This is a genomic window from Persicimonas caeni (assembly GCF_006517175.1).
In the GTDB taxonomy this organism is placed as follows: Bacteria; Myxococcota_A; Bradymonadia; order Bradymonadales; family Bradymonadaceae; genus Persicimonas; species Persicimonas caeni.
In genome coordinates this window covers 18,668-34,982 of sequence record NZ_CP041186.1, presented here as the reverse complement: position 1 = coordinate 34,982, position 16,315 = coordinate 18,668, and the positions used below count along the sequence as shown (strand labels likewise).

General features: G+C 64.0%; 10 protein-coding genes and 1 pseudogene. 6 read left to right on the top strand and 5 right to left on the bottom strand.

Annotated features, from left to right (window positions below; translation table 11 throughout):
* Window positions 1–3: 3 nt before the first annotated feature.
* From nuoL to FIV42_RS00115, 3 genes are all read left to right on the top strand, one after another.
* Window positions 4–2,133, top strand: a complete 2,130-nt coding sequence (gene nuoL / locus FIV42_RS00125; RefSeq protein WP_141195698.1) for an NADH-quinone oxidoreductase subunit L — start codon at window positions 4–6, stop codon at window positions 2,131–2,133.
* Between the two features lie 84 nt (window positions 2,134–2,217).
* Window positions 2,218–4,023 (top strand): complex I subunit 4 family protein, encoded by a 1,806-nt coding sequence (locus tag FIV42_RS00120; protein ID WP_141195697.1) that lies wholly within the window; start codon window positions 2,218–2,220, stop codon window positions 4,021–4,023.
* 75 nt (window positions 4,024–4,098) lie between these two features.
* Window positions 4,099–5,748 (top strand): NADH-quinone oxidoreductase subunit N, encoded by a 1,650-nt coding sequence (locus tag FIV42_RS00115; RefSeq protein ID WP_141195696.1) that lies wholly within the window; start codon window positions 4,099–4,101, stop codon window positions 5,746–5,748.
* 163 nt (window positions 5,749–5,911) lie between these two features.
* Here FIV42_RS00115 and FIV42_RS00110 read toward each other — a convergent pair whose 3' ends face one another.
* Window positions 5,912–7,585 (bottom strand): FHA domain-containing protein, encoded by a 1,674-nt coding sequence (locus FIV42_RS00110; protein WP_141195695.1) that lies wholly within the window; start codon window positions 7,583–7,585, stop codon window positions 5,912–5,914.
* 133 nt (window positions 7,586–7,718) lie between these two features.
* Entirely contained in the window at window positions 7,719–10,475 is a 2,757-nt protein-coding gene (locus FIV42_RS00105; protein ID WP_141195694.1) for a TIM-barrel domain-containing protein, read from the bottom strand.
* Between the two features lie 243 nt (window positions 10,476–10,718).
* Between FIV42_RS00105 and FIV42_RS00100 the strand changes: the two genes are divergently transcribed.
* The gene (locus FIV42_RS00100; protein WP_141195693.1) at window positions 10,719–11,444 is read left to right on the top strand and encodes a hypothetical protein; all 726 of its coding nucleotides are present in this window, start codon (window positions 10,719–10,721) and stop codon (window positions 11,442–11,444) included.
* A gap of 215 nt (window positions 11,445–11,659) precedes the next feature.
* Here the strand turns inward: FIV42_RS00100 and FIV42_RS00095 are convergent.
* Window positions 11,660–11,980 (bottom strand): annotated as a pseudogene (locus FIV42_RS00095) (PhoPQ-activated protein PqaA family protein); the annotation flags it as partial.
* On the opposite strand from FIV42_RS00095, the gene FIV42_RS00090 reads away from it, so the two are divergent.
* Both FIV42_RS00090 and FIV42_RS00085 read left to right on the top strand, forming a co-directional pair.
* On the top strand, window positions 11,964–12,347 hold the full coding sequence (locus tag FIV42_RS00090) for a polymorphic toxin-type HINT domain-containing protein (protein WP_141195691.1): 384 nt from the start codon (window positions 11,964–11,966) through the stop codon (window positions 12,345–12,347). The pseudogene FIV42_RS00095 and the gene FIV42_RS00090 sit on opposite strands and share 17 nt — an antisense overlap.
* Before the next feature lie 32 nt (window positions 12,348–12,379).
* Window positions 12,380–13,450 carry a DUF4279 domain-containing protein gene (locus tag FIV42_RS00085; RefSeq protein WP_141195690.1) on the top strand — a complete coding sequence of 357 codons (1,071 nt, stop codon included), beginning with the start codon at window positions 12,380–12,382 and terminating at the stop codon, window positions 13,448–13,450.
* Between the two features lie 196 nt (window positions 13,451–13,646).
* On the opposite strand, the gene FIV42_RS00080 is transcribed toward FIV42_RS00085, so the two are convergent.
* Together FIV42_RS00080 and FIV42_RS00075 are read right to left on the bottom strand one after the other, a co-directional pair.
* Window positions 13,647–14,258: a metallophosphatase domain-containing protein gene (locus tag FIV42_RS00080; protein WP_141195689.1), complete on the bottom strand. Its 612-nt coding sequence runs from the start codon at window positions 14,256–14,258 to the stop codon at window positions 13,647–13,649.
* A gap of 498 nt (window positions 14,259–14,756) precedes the next feature.
* Complete coding sequence (locus tag FIV42_RS00075) at window positions 14,757–16,259, bottom strand: PhoPQ-activated protein PqaA family protein (RefSeq protein WP_141195688.1); 1,503 nt, start codon at window positions 16,257–16,259, stop codon at window positions 14,757–14,759.
* Window positions 16,260–16,315 lie beyond the last annotated feature (56 nt).

Below are 16,315 nucleotides of genomic sequence, written 5' to 3'. Positions count from 1 at the left end.
AACATGGAACCGCATCTCACAGATTTTAGTGTTCTCGGGCTGATCGTCCTGTTCCCGTTACTCGGGGCGATCATCAACGGCCTCATCGGGGCCAAAATGCCCGAGAAATTCGCCGGATGGGTGGCCAACTCTGCCATCTTTCTGTCGTTTATGTTCTCGATGGTGGCCGTCTGGACGCTGTTCAAGAACGCGGCGACGGTCGTGGAGAACGGCGAAGAGACGATGGTCTTCGGAAAGGCCACTTACGTCGCCTACGAGTGGATCTACTCGGGCACGTTGTCCCTCGACATCGCGTTTTTGCTCGACCCCCTCAGCGCGGTCATGATCCTGGTGATCACCGGCGTCGGCTTCCTCATCCACCTGTATTCGGTGGGCTACATGGAGCACGACCCGGCGAAGTGGAAGTACTTTGCGTACTTGAACCTCTTCTGCTTCGCGATGCTGATGCTGGTGCTGGGCAAGAATATGCTCGTCACCTTCATCGGTTGGGAGGGCGTCGGTGTCTGCAGTTATCTGCTCATCGGCTTCTGGTACACCGACGAGGCCAAGGCGCAGGCCGGCCAAAAGGCGTTCATCGTCAACCGCGTCGGTGACTTCGCCTTCCTGTCGGGCCTGTTCATCCTCTTCTACGAGACGGGCACCCTCGACTACGTCGCCCTCGAGCAGATCGCGACCACCCCGGCCACGGCGATCACGCTGCTGCCGGTGGCGCTTCCGGCCGCGCTGCTCATCTTCATCGGCTGCACCGGTAAGAGTGCGCAGATTCCGCTCTACACCTGGCTGCCCGACGCCATGGCCGGCCCGACTCCGGTCTCCGCGCTCATTCACGCGGCCACGATGGTCACCGCGGGCGTCTTCCTGATCTCGCGCCTCAACTACATCTTCTCGATGGATCCCCTCATCGGGATCATCATCGCCACCATCGGCGTGCTCACGGCGTTCTTCGCCGCGACCATGGCGCTGGTCCAAAACGACATCAAAGGCGTGCTCGCCTACTCGACCATCAGCCAGCTGGGCTACATGTTCCTGGCGGTGGGCGTGGGCGCGTACGGCGCGGGCGTCTTCCACCTGATGACCCACGCCTTCTTCAAGGCGCTGTTGTTCCTGGGCTCGGGTAGTGTCATCCACGCGATGCACGAGGAGCAGGACATCCGCAAGATGGGCGGGCTGCGAAAGTATATGCCGATTACGGCGGGTACTTTCCTCATCGCCTGCCTGGCCATTTCCGGGATTCCCATCTTCAGCGGTTTCTTCTCCAAGGACCTGATCCTCTGGCAGGCGCTGGCGCACTCGCACATCCTGACGGTCCCCGAGGTCGTCGAGGGTGGCGTGTCGATGAGCCTGCTCACCACGGTGCAAGCGAGCCCGATTCTGAGCGAAGGGCCGGTCGACATCGCCGGCTGGGCCGTGGGCTTCCACTGGTTCTTCTTCATCATGGGCCTGATCACCGCCGGCCTGACCGCCTTCTACATGTTCCGCCTCTACTTTCTGACCTTCGAAGGGGAGTGCCGCGCGAGCGAAGAAGTCAAAAAGCATATCCACGAATCGCCCCCCGCGATGGCCATCCCGCTGTTGGTGCTCGGCATCTTGTCGGTCATCGGCGGCCTGACCGGCTGGCCGCACTTCATGGTGCCGGCCGAAGGTACCCTGCACGACGTCATGCTCGCCTTCGAGTTGTGGCTCGACGAGGTGTGGCTGGTCTCGGAGAACTACCGCTACTTCGGACGATTTGGCGCCCATCCCTATGTCCAAGAGGGCATTGCGGCTGGTGTGAGCGTCGTGGTGGCAGCAAGCGGCATCGCGCTGGCCTGGTTCATGTATCTCAAGAAGACCGAACTGCCCGGCGAAATCGCCGACCGCGTGCGCGGTCTGTACCGGGTGCTCGAGAACAAGTACTGGGTCGACGAAGCCTACGACGCCAGCTTCGTCCAAGGCACCATCGGCACCGGCCGAGCCTGGACCTGGTTCGACCAGAACATCATCGATGGCCTCTTGGTCAACGGTACGGGTTGGCTGGCCGAGCAGCTGGGCAAGATCTTGCGCCACCTGCAGAGCGGCAACGTTCAACGCTACGCGGTCTATATCACGCTGGCGGTCGTGCTCTTTCTCCTGGCGGTCATGTACCCCGGGTGAACTCAGCGGCCCTGTAATTTTTTAGAGCCGGCACACACGCCGAGTCTCAAAGTTTGTACGGTAACTTACCGAGGATGTTGACAGATGCTTGAAGCGACACACATGCTGGGTGCGCTTTCCTCCTGGCTGACAGTGGGAGCCGCGGCCCTGACCGAGGGGACCTTTCCCTGGCTGACGGTGGTCACGTTTGCACCGCTCGTCGGGGTGCTGGCTCTGATGCTCATCCCCAAAGAGCAGGTCGGCGCGCTTCGCAACGCCGCCTTGTTCTTCTCGCTGGGCATTTTCTTCATCAGCCTGGGCATTCTGGTCAATTTCGACCCGAACGCGCCGGCTGCCGCCGGGCCCTTCACCTTCCAGTTGGCTGAAGGTCCGATTCCGTGGATCGAATCCATCGGCATCTCTTATTATATGGGGATCGACGGCATCAGCTTGTGGCTGGTCATGCTGACGACCTTCCTGATGCCGATCACGATCTTCTCGACCTATTCGGCGGTCGACACCAACGTCAAAGAGTACATGATCGCGCTGCTCTTCCTGGAGACGGGAATGCTCGGTGCGCTCATGTCGCTCGACGTCTTCCTGTTCTACATCTTCTGGGAGATGATGCTCATCCCGATGTACCTCATCATCGGGGTCTGGGGTGGCGAGAAGCGTATCTTGGCGTCGGTCAAGTTCTTCCTCTACACGATGGTCGGCAGCCTCTTGATGCTCATCGCCATCCTGTACGTGTACTTCCAGACCGGCGGAGCCGACGGAGGCTACAGCTTCCTGTTGAGCGACATGCTCGCCGTCGACCTGAGCTACAAAGAGCAGTTCATCTTGTTCGGCGCCTTCTTCCTGGCGTTCGCCATCAAGGTGCCTCTGTTCCCGTTCCACACCTGGTTGCCGCTGGCTCACGTCCAGGCGCCGACCGCCGGCTCGGTCATTCTGGCCGGTGTGCTCCTCAAGATGGGCACCTACGGCCTGATCCGCTACGCCTTCCCGCTCTTCCCGGACGCGCTCAAGGCCTACGCCCCGTATATCGCGGTGCTGTCGGTCATCGGCATTGTCTACGGAGCGCTGGTCGCGCTTGTGCAGGACGACGTCAAAAAGCTCGTCGCCTACAGCTCGGTCAGCCACTTGGGCTTCTGTGTGCTCGGCCTCATTGCGATGACCCCGCAGGGGCTCGCAGGCGGCATCTACGTCATGATCGCCCACGGTATCGCCACCGGCGGACTGTTCCTGTGCGTCGGCATCCTCAAGGAGCGCCGGCACACCAAAAAGATCAAAGACTTTGGCGGCATCGCCAAGCCGATGCCCATCTTCGCGGCCATCTTCGGCATCATCGTCTTCGCCTCGGCGGGTCTCCCGGGCCTCAACGGCTTCGTCGGTGAATTCCTGGCGCTGGTCGGCGCCTCCAAGAGCCACTTCCTGTGGTTCGACGAGCCGCTGGTCTTCCTGCAGCCGATGGGCGAGGGCGCCCGACAGGCCTTCGAGCTCAGCTCGACGCCGGTCTTCCCGCTGCCCAACGCTCAGCAGGCCGGCCCCGAGTTGACCGCGCTCATCTTCGCCATCATCGGTGCCTCCGGCGTCATCTTCGCCGCCGGCTACCTGCTGTGGATGTTCCGCCGCGTCATGTTCGGCCCGATCACCCACGAGGAGAACAAGAATCTCAAGGACCTCAACGCCCGCGAGATCGCCTACTTCGTGCCCATCGTGGCCATGGCCATCATCATGGGCGTGTATCCGAAGTTCTTCTTGAGCCGTATGGACAGCTCGCTCGACCAGTTCCTCCGCTACATGGACAACAACGTCTCGGCGACCGGTTCGGTGGTCGTCGAGCCGACCGAGAAAGAGGGCTGGTACCCCGAGGGCAAGCTGCTCGACGGGAAGAAAGACGACGCCGAGTAAACTGAATCACTCGGCTCCTATTGAGGGCCGAGCCGTACACGTCCAACTAGTGCACGTGTCATCAAAGAGTTAATCATGCTGAATACACTCTTGGTTTCGAAGTTCAACGCGCTGGCGCTCCTGACTCCGCCGCAGATTGCGGAGTACGACGCGCTGGTTCCCGCGGCGATCGTGGCGATCACCGCCCTGATGGTGATCCTGGTCGACGTCTTCCACAAGGTCGACACCGACCGCAGCTACCTGGCTACCTTCAGCGCCATTGGCCTGGGGGTGACCATCTTGAGCTGCTGGATGCTGTGGGACAACACGCTCGATACGGCCGCCTTCAGCGGCATGCTGTATCTGGACAAGTACACCTTGCTGTTCGCCGTGCTCGGCTCGGCAGCGGGTATCTTGTCGATGCTGATGAGCCCGGCTTACCTCAAGAGCCACCTGATGGACCGCGGTGAGTACTACATGCTCATCCTGTTCAGCGTCTCGGGCATGATCATCATCGCCGGCGCGGCCGACCTGCTCACCTTCTTTGTGGGCTTCGAGGTCATGTCGATTCCGATCTACTGCTTGGCGGGCTTCCTGCGTAAGGACTCGCGCAGCGCCGAAGCCGCGATGAAGTACTTCATCCTGGGCGCCTTCTCGGCCGCCCTGATGCTCTACGGCATCGCGCTGCTGTACGGGCTGACCGGCACGACCAACCTCGAGTATATCGGGCTGCACCTGACCGAGATTCTGGCCAACGAGGCCAGCGCAGGCGCCTCCATCGGCATGGTCGTGTTGGCCGTGCTGCTGATTCTGTCGGGCTTTGCCTTCAAGGTCGCCTCGGTGCCGTTCCACGTGTGGACGCCGGACGTCTACACCGGAAGCCCGACCCCGGGCGTCGGCTTCATGGCCACCGCCATCAAGGCGGGCGCTTTCGCCGCGCTGGTGCGCGTGTTCACCATCTCCTTCGATGCGACGATGCTTCGCGGCGGCTTCTTCGGCTACGGCTGGGTCGACGTCTTCTTGTTCATCGCCGCCGCTTCGGTGATTCTGGGCAACCTCGTTGCCATCACTCAGAACAACGTCAAGCGCATGCTCGCCTACTCGAGTATCGCGCACGCGGGTTACATCCTGGTCGGCTTCGTCGCCGCCAGCGCGCGCCCCGAGTTCTTCCTGCTCAACGACGCGGTGATCTTCTACCTCATCACCTACAGCTTCGGCACGCTCGGTGCCTTCGGCGTGCTGGCCTGGTTCGGCCGCCGCGGCGAGTCTGCCGAGACCTACGACGAGCTCAACGGCCTCGGGTTCAAGTACCCGATGATGGGCCTGTGCATGGGCATCTTCATGTTCTCGAGCGCCGGCATCCCGCCGACGGCAGGTTTCGTCGGCAAGCTGTACGTCTTCCGCGCAGCGGTCGACGTGGGCGCCGAGACCGGCGAGTTCGCCTTCATCGGCCTGGCCATCCTGGCCGTGCTCACCAGCGTCGCGGGCGTCTACTACTACCTGCGCGTCCTGGTCCACATGTACATGAAAAAGGCCACGCGCGAGATTCGCCCGGTCGCCAACAACGGCGCCAAGTGGGCCATCGCCATCTGCGCGGTGCTCACCCTCTACTTGGGTATCCTTCCGGGGCAGGTCCTCGGCTGGGCGCGCGAGGCGATTGTCGACTTCCAGGGCGCTCCGGCTTCGGTCCAGCAGGTCATCGAGCTGGGCGAGCAGGAGCTCGAGGCGCTCGAAGCGGCTGAGTGAGAAGAGTGAAAGAGTAAGAGAGTGAAAGAGTAAAAGAGTAAAAGAGTGAAGAAGTAAAAGAGTGAAGAAGTAAAAGAGTGAAGAAGTAAAAGAGTGGAAAAGAAAAGGGCCCGAAGGCGGATGTCGCCTTCGGGCCCTTTTTTGCGCTGGGGGGAACCGCGGGTTAGGCGGCCGGCTCGTTGAACTTGAAGGCCACTTCGCCGCCCAGGATGATGACGTCGCCGTCGGCGAGCTCGCGGTACTCGCCGATGTCGAGGACCTCGTCGTTGATCTGGGTACCCATGTCGGAGAGCACGTACAGCGTGTAGTGCTTATTTTGGCGGAACAGGTAGCCGTGACGTCGGGCGAAGCGAGACGCGTCGCCAAATTGGCTCAGGTCGATGACCGGACCTTCTTCGAGGTCTTCGGGGTCCTCGTAGGGCTCTTCTTCGGCGATGGGTTCTTCGTCGGCCTCGCTGGGCTCGACGTCTTCGTCTTCACCGAATTCACCGAACGAGTCTTCCTCACCAAACGAGTCCTCTTCGCCGAACGACTCGAAGCCGTCTTCGTCGGCCTCGTCTTCTTCCTCGATGGCCTCGAGCTCGAACTCTTCGTTTTGCTGGCTCGAGAAGGCCGCGAAGTCGTCGGCGCTGTAGTCGTCGGCTTCGTCGCCGATAGCATCGATGTCGTACGCAGCTTCTTCAGGCTCGGCGTCGACCACTTCGATAGGGTCCAATTCGGCAATCTCGTCGAGCTCTTCGACGTCCTCGGCCGCGTCTTCGTCGAAGTCGTCGGCGTCGGGCTGGTCGAGTCCGAGCACGGTGCAGTTGAAGTCGATGGCGACTTCACCCATCTGCTCGCCGTCCTTGAAGACGGTCAGCGTGGCAAGCTCGGCGTAAGGGCCGGGCGTGGGTAGCGGCTCGATGGGGGCGCGCTCGACACGCTCGGGGTTGAGGATGGCCTCGAGTTCGGGCGGGGGAGGGAGCTCTTCTTCGACTACGCTCTCTTCGACTTCGCTGGCGACGGCTTCTTCGAACTCTTCGTCTTGTCCGCCATATCGGTTGTCGTCGCCGAACTCGCCGAAATCGGGCTCGCCGTCGGCGCCGAACTGGGCGGCTACGGCCGGCTCGAGCGGCTGGCCGCCGTCGGCGGCAAATTCGTCGTCTTCGAAGTCGACGTCGTCGGGGTCGCTGAACGCGGCTTCGGCGCTGTCGAGCTCGTCGCGAGCGTCGTCGTCCCAGTGGCCGAAGGTCTCGTCGGCGGACGCGTCGAGGGACTGGCCGCCGTCATACTCGTCGTCGGCATCGTCGTACTCTTCGTCGTCGTACTCGCCGTCGTCGTACTCATCGGCGTCGAACTCTTCGCTCACAGGCTCGAGCTCGTACTCGAGGCTCTCGGCTTCGTCAGCTGCCTGCTCGTCGCCCTCGTGGGCGGCGAATTGCTGCTGACCTTCGCCTTCAAAGGCGTCGGCCTGCTCGAACGGCGTGTTGTCGACGCCGGTCTCCTCGGCCATCTCGAAGCCCTCGACAGGCACTTCGGCGAGGTCCTCTTCGCCGTACTCGACGGCCTCGTGAATCTCCTGGTCCGCCTCGACGGGAATCTCGGCAAGCTCCTCTTCGCCCACGTCGTCGGCGTCGACGCCGTAGTCGGGGTTCTCTTCGTCGTAAGCTTGCACCTCGTCGACGCCCTCGAAGCCGGCGGGGTCGCCGTCGGCCTGCGGCTCGACAAAGTCATCGCCATCGGTGGCGTCGGCCATGACTTCCGCCTCCGCGTGGAGCTCGGCGCCACAGGCGTCGCACAGCTCGTTCCACGCATCGTTGGGGGTTTGACAGGCAGGACAAGTGATTTCTTCGGCCATCTGTATCTCCGTGCAGGTTCAACCGAATTGCCGGCACCAGCGGCTCGCTCGTGCTATATGGGTACGGCAATTTGTCTGTCTTTGGATACGTCCTGCACGCATTCTAAGCCGCACGGAGGATGATGGCAACCAATCACTCCGTGTGGCCTTCGCACCACGACGGGGCGTCGGCGTTGAGCCCCGTGTAAGGCGTCGCCTCGGTCCACTCGCCCCACGCATCGCCGGCCACGCCCACGACGAAGTCTGTCGCCTCGTCGGCCGAGAGCGACAACTGGGCGCTGCCGACCTTCAAGGTCGCCTCGGTCACGCCGACCAGCCGGGCGGTCTTGGCGGCCGGGTCGACGCACGACGCGTCCGCTCCTGTACTGTCGCAGGTGGGGAGGGCAGTGTCGCCCAGACTCGCCGAGTTCCAGTCGAGCGAACTCGTGCTCGTCCAGCCGGCCCCGCTGGCCGACACGCCATCGTCGAGGCCCAACTGCACGTTGCCCTCGGTGTCGGGATACAGAGCCAGGCGAAGCTCGCCGTCGACGTCGGCGAGGTCGGTCACGCCCGGCTCGCTGCTGCCGTAGAACGAGTCGACCGCCTCGGACAGGAGCGGGAGGATGGTGCCCGGGCGCACAAAGACGGGAATCTCGGTGACCGGGGCGGAGACGTCGACGGTGACGGCGTCGCCCTGGGCCGGGGTGCCCAGCGCGGGCGTGTCGCCAAAGAGCGGCCACCAGCCTTGCTCGGGCAGCGTAACTGTGCGGTCCGTCGCGTCGTCGGCGAGCACGGGGGCGACGAGGATGTCGTCGCCGGTGAAGAATTGATACCCGTCGCCGGTCCACAGGGCCGGGCGGTTGGGCTCGACCAAAAACGGGTGGCGCGTGATCGGCAGGCCCTCTTCGGTCGCCTCGGTCACCAGCCGCTGGAAGTACGGGTAGAGCAGGGTGTGCACCGACGCCCAGCGCCGATAGTGAGCCAGGGTCTCCGCGTCGCGGTCGAAGTTCCAGTTGTCGCACTTGTCGCCGCCGTGGTGGGTGCGCATCAGCGGGTGGAAGGCACCCGCCGCGCTCCAGCGGAAGAAGAGCTCCTTGTCGGTATTCGAGGTGCCCAGCGAGTTGTATCCGGCGATATCGGAGCCGTATAGGGACACGCCCGACAGGCCCAGGTGCGCGCCGATGGGCACGATCGTGGGGAAGCCGTCGTCGTAGCGCCAGTTGGTGTTCTGGTCGCCGCCCCACATCGTCGCCGCGAATCCGGCGCTGCCGCCGTTGGTCGACGCCCAGCCGCTGCGGGCGAAGAAGGTCCAGTCGTTCGACGGCGACTGGTCGGCGTGCGCCTCGGTGAGCGCGTCCTTGTTGGCCTTCTGCCAGGCCAGGGGATACTGGTTGTGGAACTCCCAGCCCGTCTGGCCCGAGTGCAGCTTCGCGTCGACGGGCAGCCACTCGGCGAAGTCGGCCATCCAGCCGTCGATGCCCAGCTCGTCGGCCGCCTTCGTCATATATCCCTGCAGCCAGTCGACCGCGTCGGGGTTGGTCAGGTCGATGAGCGTCGAGTTGCGAAACGCCGGGTCCTGGAACAGGTACGTCTCATCCTCCTGGGTTTGGATGAGGTAGCCGTTCTCCTCGCCCTCGGTGAACATCCGCACGTTCGTGGGGATGAACGGGTTGAAGTAGCCCAAGAACGCGAACCCGCGATTCTGCAGTCCGTCGATGGTGTCCGGCAGGTTCGGGTACAACTCGTCGTCCCACTCCCAGGCGTACGACAGACGGTAGCCGGTCGCGGTCGACTTGCCGCCGATCCAATCCTCGGTCCAGATGGCCGAGGCCGGGATGTCGTTGTCGCGAAGGGCGGTGGCCACTTCCTCGACGCGCCAGGGGCCGCCGACCGCGTCGAACCAGGGGCCGAAGACCCAGGCGGGCGGGGCGGGGTCGACCCGTCCGGTATACTCGGTGATGGCCGTCAGGCGCTCTTTGGGCGACTCGCCGGCCACGAGCACGAATCGGGGGAGCTCCTTGTGGCTGCGAAGGCGCACGCGGTCGGCGCTCTCCTCACACAGGTCGATCTCGGAGTAGCTGTCGTGGCCGATGATCGCCGCGTAGCCCGCCGACGAGTGCCAGATGCCCATGGGGGCGTAGGCCGCCTCCGGGAAGTTGTTCAGCGGGAAGGTGCCGCCGTCTTCGGGCTTGCTGTTGCCTTGCTCTTGGGTCCACAGCGGGAAGGTCCGCCCGCGCAGGTTCATGCCCGCGGTCTGCGAGCCGAGGCCGAAGAACGCCTCGTCGGGTCGGCAGGTCGTCGTAATCTCGCCGGTGTCGAGGTCCTCGACGTTCGTGGTGAGCTCGACGGCCAGATTCTGCGCGCCTTCGGCCGAAAACCGCAGCTCGGCCGCGGCGTCCGCCGGCTCGTCGAGCGGTAGCGGCCAGCTGATCACGACGGCGTCGTCGGTCTGCTCGACGCTCGGCGCGATATTGGCCGTCGACAGCCACTCGAGGCTCGCCTGCTCCGACTCCAGCTCGATGCGGAAATTGCCAAACGAGCTCTTTACGTCCGCCTCGCCCGAGGCCACACGCGCCGGCGCATGCCAGCCGTCGTCGTCGCGTCCACACGACCCCGGCCCGGCGAGCACGGGCTCGTCGCCGCCGGCCGCAGTGATACTCCACGCCCCGGTCGCCCCGTCGACGCTGACCGTCCAGCCGTTGATGTCGGCCGCGACGTCGTCTGCAGGAGCGGTCCCGTCGAGCGGGCAGGCGTTGGAAGTGGCGTCGGGGTTGGCGTCGGCGGCAACGTCACCGCCGTCCGACGATCCGGCGTCCGAAGAGGGCTTCTCGGGCGAATCGTCGTTGCACGCCGCGAGGACGAGCAGGGCGAGGGCACCGGCGGAGAGGCGAAGGCATAGCTTGTGGTACATCGTGACTACTCAACTCGTAGGACAACGTTGGAAGCACCAATTTCGCTGGTCTTCCCCTACTAGTGCACAAGAAGCGGGCGGCCGTCCAGTTTCATTCCGGCGAAGATCGCGACCGCGCGCTCCCTTGCCAACCCGCGCCGTCTCGGGCTATCTCCAGAGAGCACCTTTTTTACAACCTGAGCCGACAGCCCGAGCCGGTACTGGGGGGCTGTCCCATCTTTCTGCGAGAAGGAGACGGACGTTATGGCACAACGACCCACGATGGATACCCCGGTGACCCACCTGATCTTCGCCGTGCGCGCGGTGGCCCAGTGGTACGAGCGCAACGCCTCGAAGCTCGAGCCGGTGCTCGGCCCTGAGTTCGCCGGCAAGGAGGAAGGCGAGGCCGCCGCACAGCGCCTCGAGGACGCGCAGACGACCTATCAGGTTGAAATGCGTGACGACGTGGCCTGGACGAATGAGAAGGACGCGCTCGTGGCCAAGGTCGGCCCGCTGGAAGACGCCATCACCGCCGGGGTGGAGATGGCTTATTACGACGACGAGAATCTCGGCGACATGCTGAGCGACTTCGACATCGGCCCGGCCTCGCGCATCAAGACCTTGCCGGCGGCGCGCGAGGCGCTTCAGACGCTCCTCACCGCGCTTCGTTCCCACGAGGACAAGCTTCGCGCGAGCATGGGCAACTACGGGGCCCGGCTCGCCGAGGTCGAGCAGCTGCAGGCGCGCGCTGGCGAGTTGTTCGGGGGCCGCGATATCGAGAGCTTGGAGACGGACCGAGCCCGTCGCGAGCGCAAGAGGGCGCGCGAGGCGTGTCTCGAGTTCGTCGATCGCGCCGTGTTGGCCGCACGCATGGCCCGCGTCGAGCACCCCGAACTCGTCGACGAGCTCGACGCCGTCTTCGCCGACCACGTCCCGCAGCGCACACGCGCCGCAGACCCCGTCGACGAACCGGAGCCCACCGGGGCGTGACCAGCGTCGACGATGCAGCGGCCGGCACGGCCGTCGCAGGCCCCTGCACCTCGAGTGCAGGGGCCATTTTTATTGGGGTAGCGTCCAGGAGGGCCGAGGTAGCATCCAGGGTGCCCGGGGTAGCGTCCAGGAAGGCCGAGGTAGCGTCCGGGAAGGCAGGGGTAGCGTCCGGGGAGGCCGGGGTAGCGTCCGGGAAGGCCGGGGTAGCGCCTCAATCACACGAGCGGCTTGATGGTGTCGAGGAGTTCCTCGCCCTCGGGGACCAGCCCGTGGCCGGTGTTGGGGACGTAGCGCACGAGCGTCTCGCCGGGGATATCGTCGATATAAAAGCGCATGGCGTCGGGCAGGAAGAATTGGTCGCCCGGTGAGGCCATGATCAGCTTGGGCATGGTGAACTGGTCGCGGTAGGCGTACGGGTCGCTCGTGTCGAGCAGGACCTGGGCGTCGGGGTCAGCGACGCGCTCCAGGAGGTTGTACTCGGCGTAGTCGGCGACCGCAGCTGGTAATTGGCATCTCAACTTGGCAAGCCATTGCTGTAGTTGCCGGCGAACTCACTGCAGTGAGACCGAAGAGGGCCGGCGACCCATCGAAGACGTCGACGTGGGTGACAGGGTCTGGGCGCGCAATCCGGAGACCGGTGAGGAGGACTGGCGCGAGGTGACCGCAGTCTTTGTCACCCCCGATAAGCCGGTCATGGAACTCGAACTGGTCGACGACGCGAACGCCTCAGAGTTGCTGCACGTCACCGGTGAGCATCCCTTCTGGGTCGCCGGGCGCGGGTTTGGCGAGGCCGCAAGGCTCGAGCCGGGAGACGAGGTCTATACCTCGCGCGGCGGATGGGTGCGCGGTGACTATCGGGATGCAGCAGGCGAATTCATCGATAATATCCTCGCCTACCTGTAACTCGTTTTTTCAGCGAAGCAGTTGGAACTGTGATGAACCGAAACGATATGGCATCTGAATACATCGACGACTACCCAACCTGCGAGCGCACAGACGCTGCGCTGTGGGTCTTCCCCGGCAATAAGCCTCACGATTGGGTAGATCAAGTGTTGGGCCTCGCACCGTCGCAGGTGTTACACCGAGGGGTGGCTTCGATCGGGCCACGGCATATCGGTTATCAGGTCACGCCTCCCCTCGATGCCTGGTGCTACTCCTCACGGGACTTCCTCGATTCACGGGACTCGCGGCGCCACGTGGACTGGCTTCTCGATGCGCTAGAGCAGGTTCGAGCGGGGATTGAAGAGCTGCGGTGTCACGATGGAGTGCGCTTGGCCGTAGTCTGCGATTGGTGGTCGGCCCATGGTCACGGCGGCCCGGCGTTGTGGCCCGCGCAGATGGAACGACTTGCTGAACTCGAGCTCGAGTTGTCCTTCGATATTGTGTTCTGCGGTACTGAGAAAGCAACTTTGATCCTCGGAGATGAAGATGCAGTGGATGAGGCGGTGTCAGCGCGTCGATATCAACCGATGCCATTTGTGGAGGTAGCCGGTCGACGGCAGCAGCGGGGCTGCGCTGTCGAGTCGGCAGAGGGGCATGGGAATGTGCACCACGTTGTTCCGTACCTGGGCGAAAACGCAGATTGTGAGCGTGCCGCTGCGCGGATCTTGATATATCCGGGCGCTCATACGCCGGATTGGGTGACAGAGACACTTCAGGTCGAGCCCACCCAAACCGTTCGTGGAGGCGTACCGCAGCTGAACCCACGCAGCGGGATTATGCACACGCCGCCACTCAACCTCTGGGAAGTTGATTCTGAAGAGGCGGTTGACTCACGCGAGCTTCGTCGCCATCTGGACTGGGTGCTCGATCGCATCGAGCCCGCATCCCGAGCGCTGAGGCAGCTGCAAGCTAATCCCGAAGTCGAGATGCGAATGGGAAGCTCGTGGTGGTCTGCATCGGGTAAGGGCGGGCCAACACTGTGGCCGACTCAAATGCGGCGAATGGCAAGGCTCGGCCTCAGTTGGAGCGTGGATGCGATGTTTTTCGGCGACGAAGAATCGTGAATCGAACTACGAGTTTGACGAGGACTGTCTGCTCGAGAAGTTCACGCTGGCGAACACCCAGGCGAGCTACACCTACAACGGCTTCGGCGAAGCGGTGACCTATTCGGTCACCGACACAAGCCAGGGCACCACGCTCTTCGACGTCGGCTACACCTACGACAACTGCAGCTACCTGCAAGGCATACAACCCTCCCAACTAAAGCTCATAGACAAACGGCCTGTCGCCCGCGGCATTGCACGCCGCGTTGATGAAGCAGGTGCCTTGTTGCTCGACCATCCCGCTCGATTCGTGAACATGGCCGAAAATATGGCAGGTGGGCTTCACCTCGGTCACCCGCGCGAGCAGCGCGCGGTCGCCGACCTGTTGGCCGCGTGAGGTGCGGTCGAGGATGCCGTGGGGAGGCCCGTGGGTGACGAGCACGTCGGTGTCGGCGGGAATCATTGCCCACTTTTCAGCGAGGGCCTCTCCTCGGGGCAGGTTGAACGCCATGTGGTGGAAGATCGGCTGCCAGGGGCTTCCCCAGAACTTCAGCCCCGCGATTTCGACCGCGCTGTCCTGCAGGTAGTGCGCCTCGGTCAGCAAGGCGCGGACCTCGGCCGGAGAGGTTTCGCAGATGTGGTCGCAGTTGCCGGCGACGACGATCTTTTCGGCGTGGGGCAGCGAGCCGAGCCAACTGTTGAAGTCCTCGAGGTCGTCCTCGCTTCCGAAGCTCGAGAAGTCTCCGGCGTGGACCAAGATGTCGCCGTCGGGCACGTCGACGCTTCGGTGGCGGCCATGGGTGTCACTGATCGCTACGAGTGTCGTCATGTGAAAAACTCCTCGGGCTGGTTCGATGGCAGTTGCGCACGCTGTTATGACATGGTGCTCTGGCACCATGTAAGGGCTTGCGGAATGTCTCTTTTCCTTCACCCGGTGAAACCGCCGACTTCTCCCAGCGCCCTCGACCACCTCCCCAGGCGCCCAACGCGCTGGGGAGGAGCCCCTCGCCGAGTGGCGGCGTTTGGGATTCGCCGCGTAAAGCAACCGCTGGGCGAGTTGGCAGGGGGCTTCTCCCCGCGGCGTTCAGCCGGGGGGAGGTGTCGAGCGCGTTGCGCGAGACGGAGGGGCCGCCGCGGGAACTCGACAGCCGCGGGTTGGTCGGTCCCAGCTGTCGGTGGCCCTCGAAACACCCGCCAGCCGTGTCACCGGTCAGGCCGAGTTGTACGCCAAAATGGGGGGAGACCGAGGGTTCCGCCGAACGTTCGCACGAAAAAGCCCCCGCCGGCGCTGTGGCCGGCGGGGGCTTTTTTGTGGTGTGCGGCCGCCTCAGTCATCCGGCGTCACGTACACCTGCGTGGTGTAGATCTCTTGGCCGAACGTCGCCTCGATCAGATACGCCGTATACCCCGCCGCGGGCGCGTCGACGGTGGCGGTGTAGTCGCCGTTGGTGTCGGCGGTGAGTTCCTGGGACTCCCAGATGGCGCCGACGACGTCGATGCGGAAGTTGCGTGCCTGGTCGTTGGTGGCCGTCCACAGCTTGACCGAGTCGGGCTCCGTCGAGGTCGTCATGGTCAGCTCGCCGGCGTCGTGGGTCCAGCTCACCGTGGGGCGCGCCTGGTCGTTGGCGATGGCCTTGTACCATTCGACGAGCGGCTTGATGGTGTCGAGGAGTTCTTCGCCCTCGGGGACCAGACCGTGGCCGGTGTTCGGGACGTAGCGCACGAGCGTTTCGCCGGGGATATCGTCGATATAAAAGCGCATGGCGTCGGGCAGGAAGAATTGGTCGCCCGGTGAGGCCATGATCAGCTTGGGCATGGTGAAGCGGTCGCGGTAGGCGTACGGGTCGCTCGTGTCGAGCAGGACCTGGGCGTCGGGGTCGGCGACGCGCTCCAGGAGGTTGTACTCGGCGTAGTCGGCGACCGCCGGGGCCGGCTCGCCGTAGACGGCCAAGTGGTGGGCGGCCTGGGGCCGGAAGTTCAGAAAGTCGAACACGCCCGGGGCCATGGCGATGACGCGAGGGTCGGCGGCCGTGGCCAGGTAGGTGGTCGCGCCGCGCTTGGAGAAGCCGGTGAGCACGAAGTTGTCGACGGGCTGGTCGAGCCCGTCCATGTGGTCTTGGACGGCGTCCATCGAGCGGACGACCGCGCGCGCCATCGGGAAGTAGGCCGACCAGGTCGGGTCGCCGGTCTCGATGGCCTTATACCAACTCGAGGCGACCAGGTCGTCTTCGACCATGTCCTCGCCCTCGCCGAAGATGGTCAGCGGCTGGTTGGGAATCTGCGAGATGCTCACCACGGGCGTGCGCACGAGCGTCGCCACGAGCTCGGCGGTGGAGACCTCGTCGTCGTTTTGCGCCGGCGAGCCGCCGTCGTTGTCGCCGCCGTTGATGATGACCAGCGCCGTGGTCGTGTCGGCGTTCTTGGGCACCGTCAAGATGACGTCGTGGCGCCAGGTGGTGCGGTCGACCTCTTCGCTGCTCCGCCATTCGCCGGAGGTGACGTCGAGCAGCCAGCTGTTGGCGACCGTGCTCGACTTCTCCCAGGCGACCTCGTAGCTGAAGTCGCTATCGTCGGCCACAAACTCGTCGAGCGGCTTGTCGCGCACGATCGAGTCGCCGCTGTCTTGCTGGGCGTCCTGCCCGGCGTCGTGCTGGGCGTCTTGCTGAGCGTCGGCGCCGATATCGCCGGCATCGGCCAGAACGCCGGTGTCTTGGTCCTGGAGCGGCTTCTGGTCGCTGTCGTCTCCGCAGGCGGTGACGAGCAGCATCGAGGTAAGCAGAAGGGCGAGCAGGCGAGGCGAAGTGCGACTCGAGGAGATACGGCTAAACATAGAAATCTCAGTAATGTGTGTTACTCAATGCGTACAGCAAACGCCGCATTTAATCA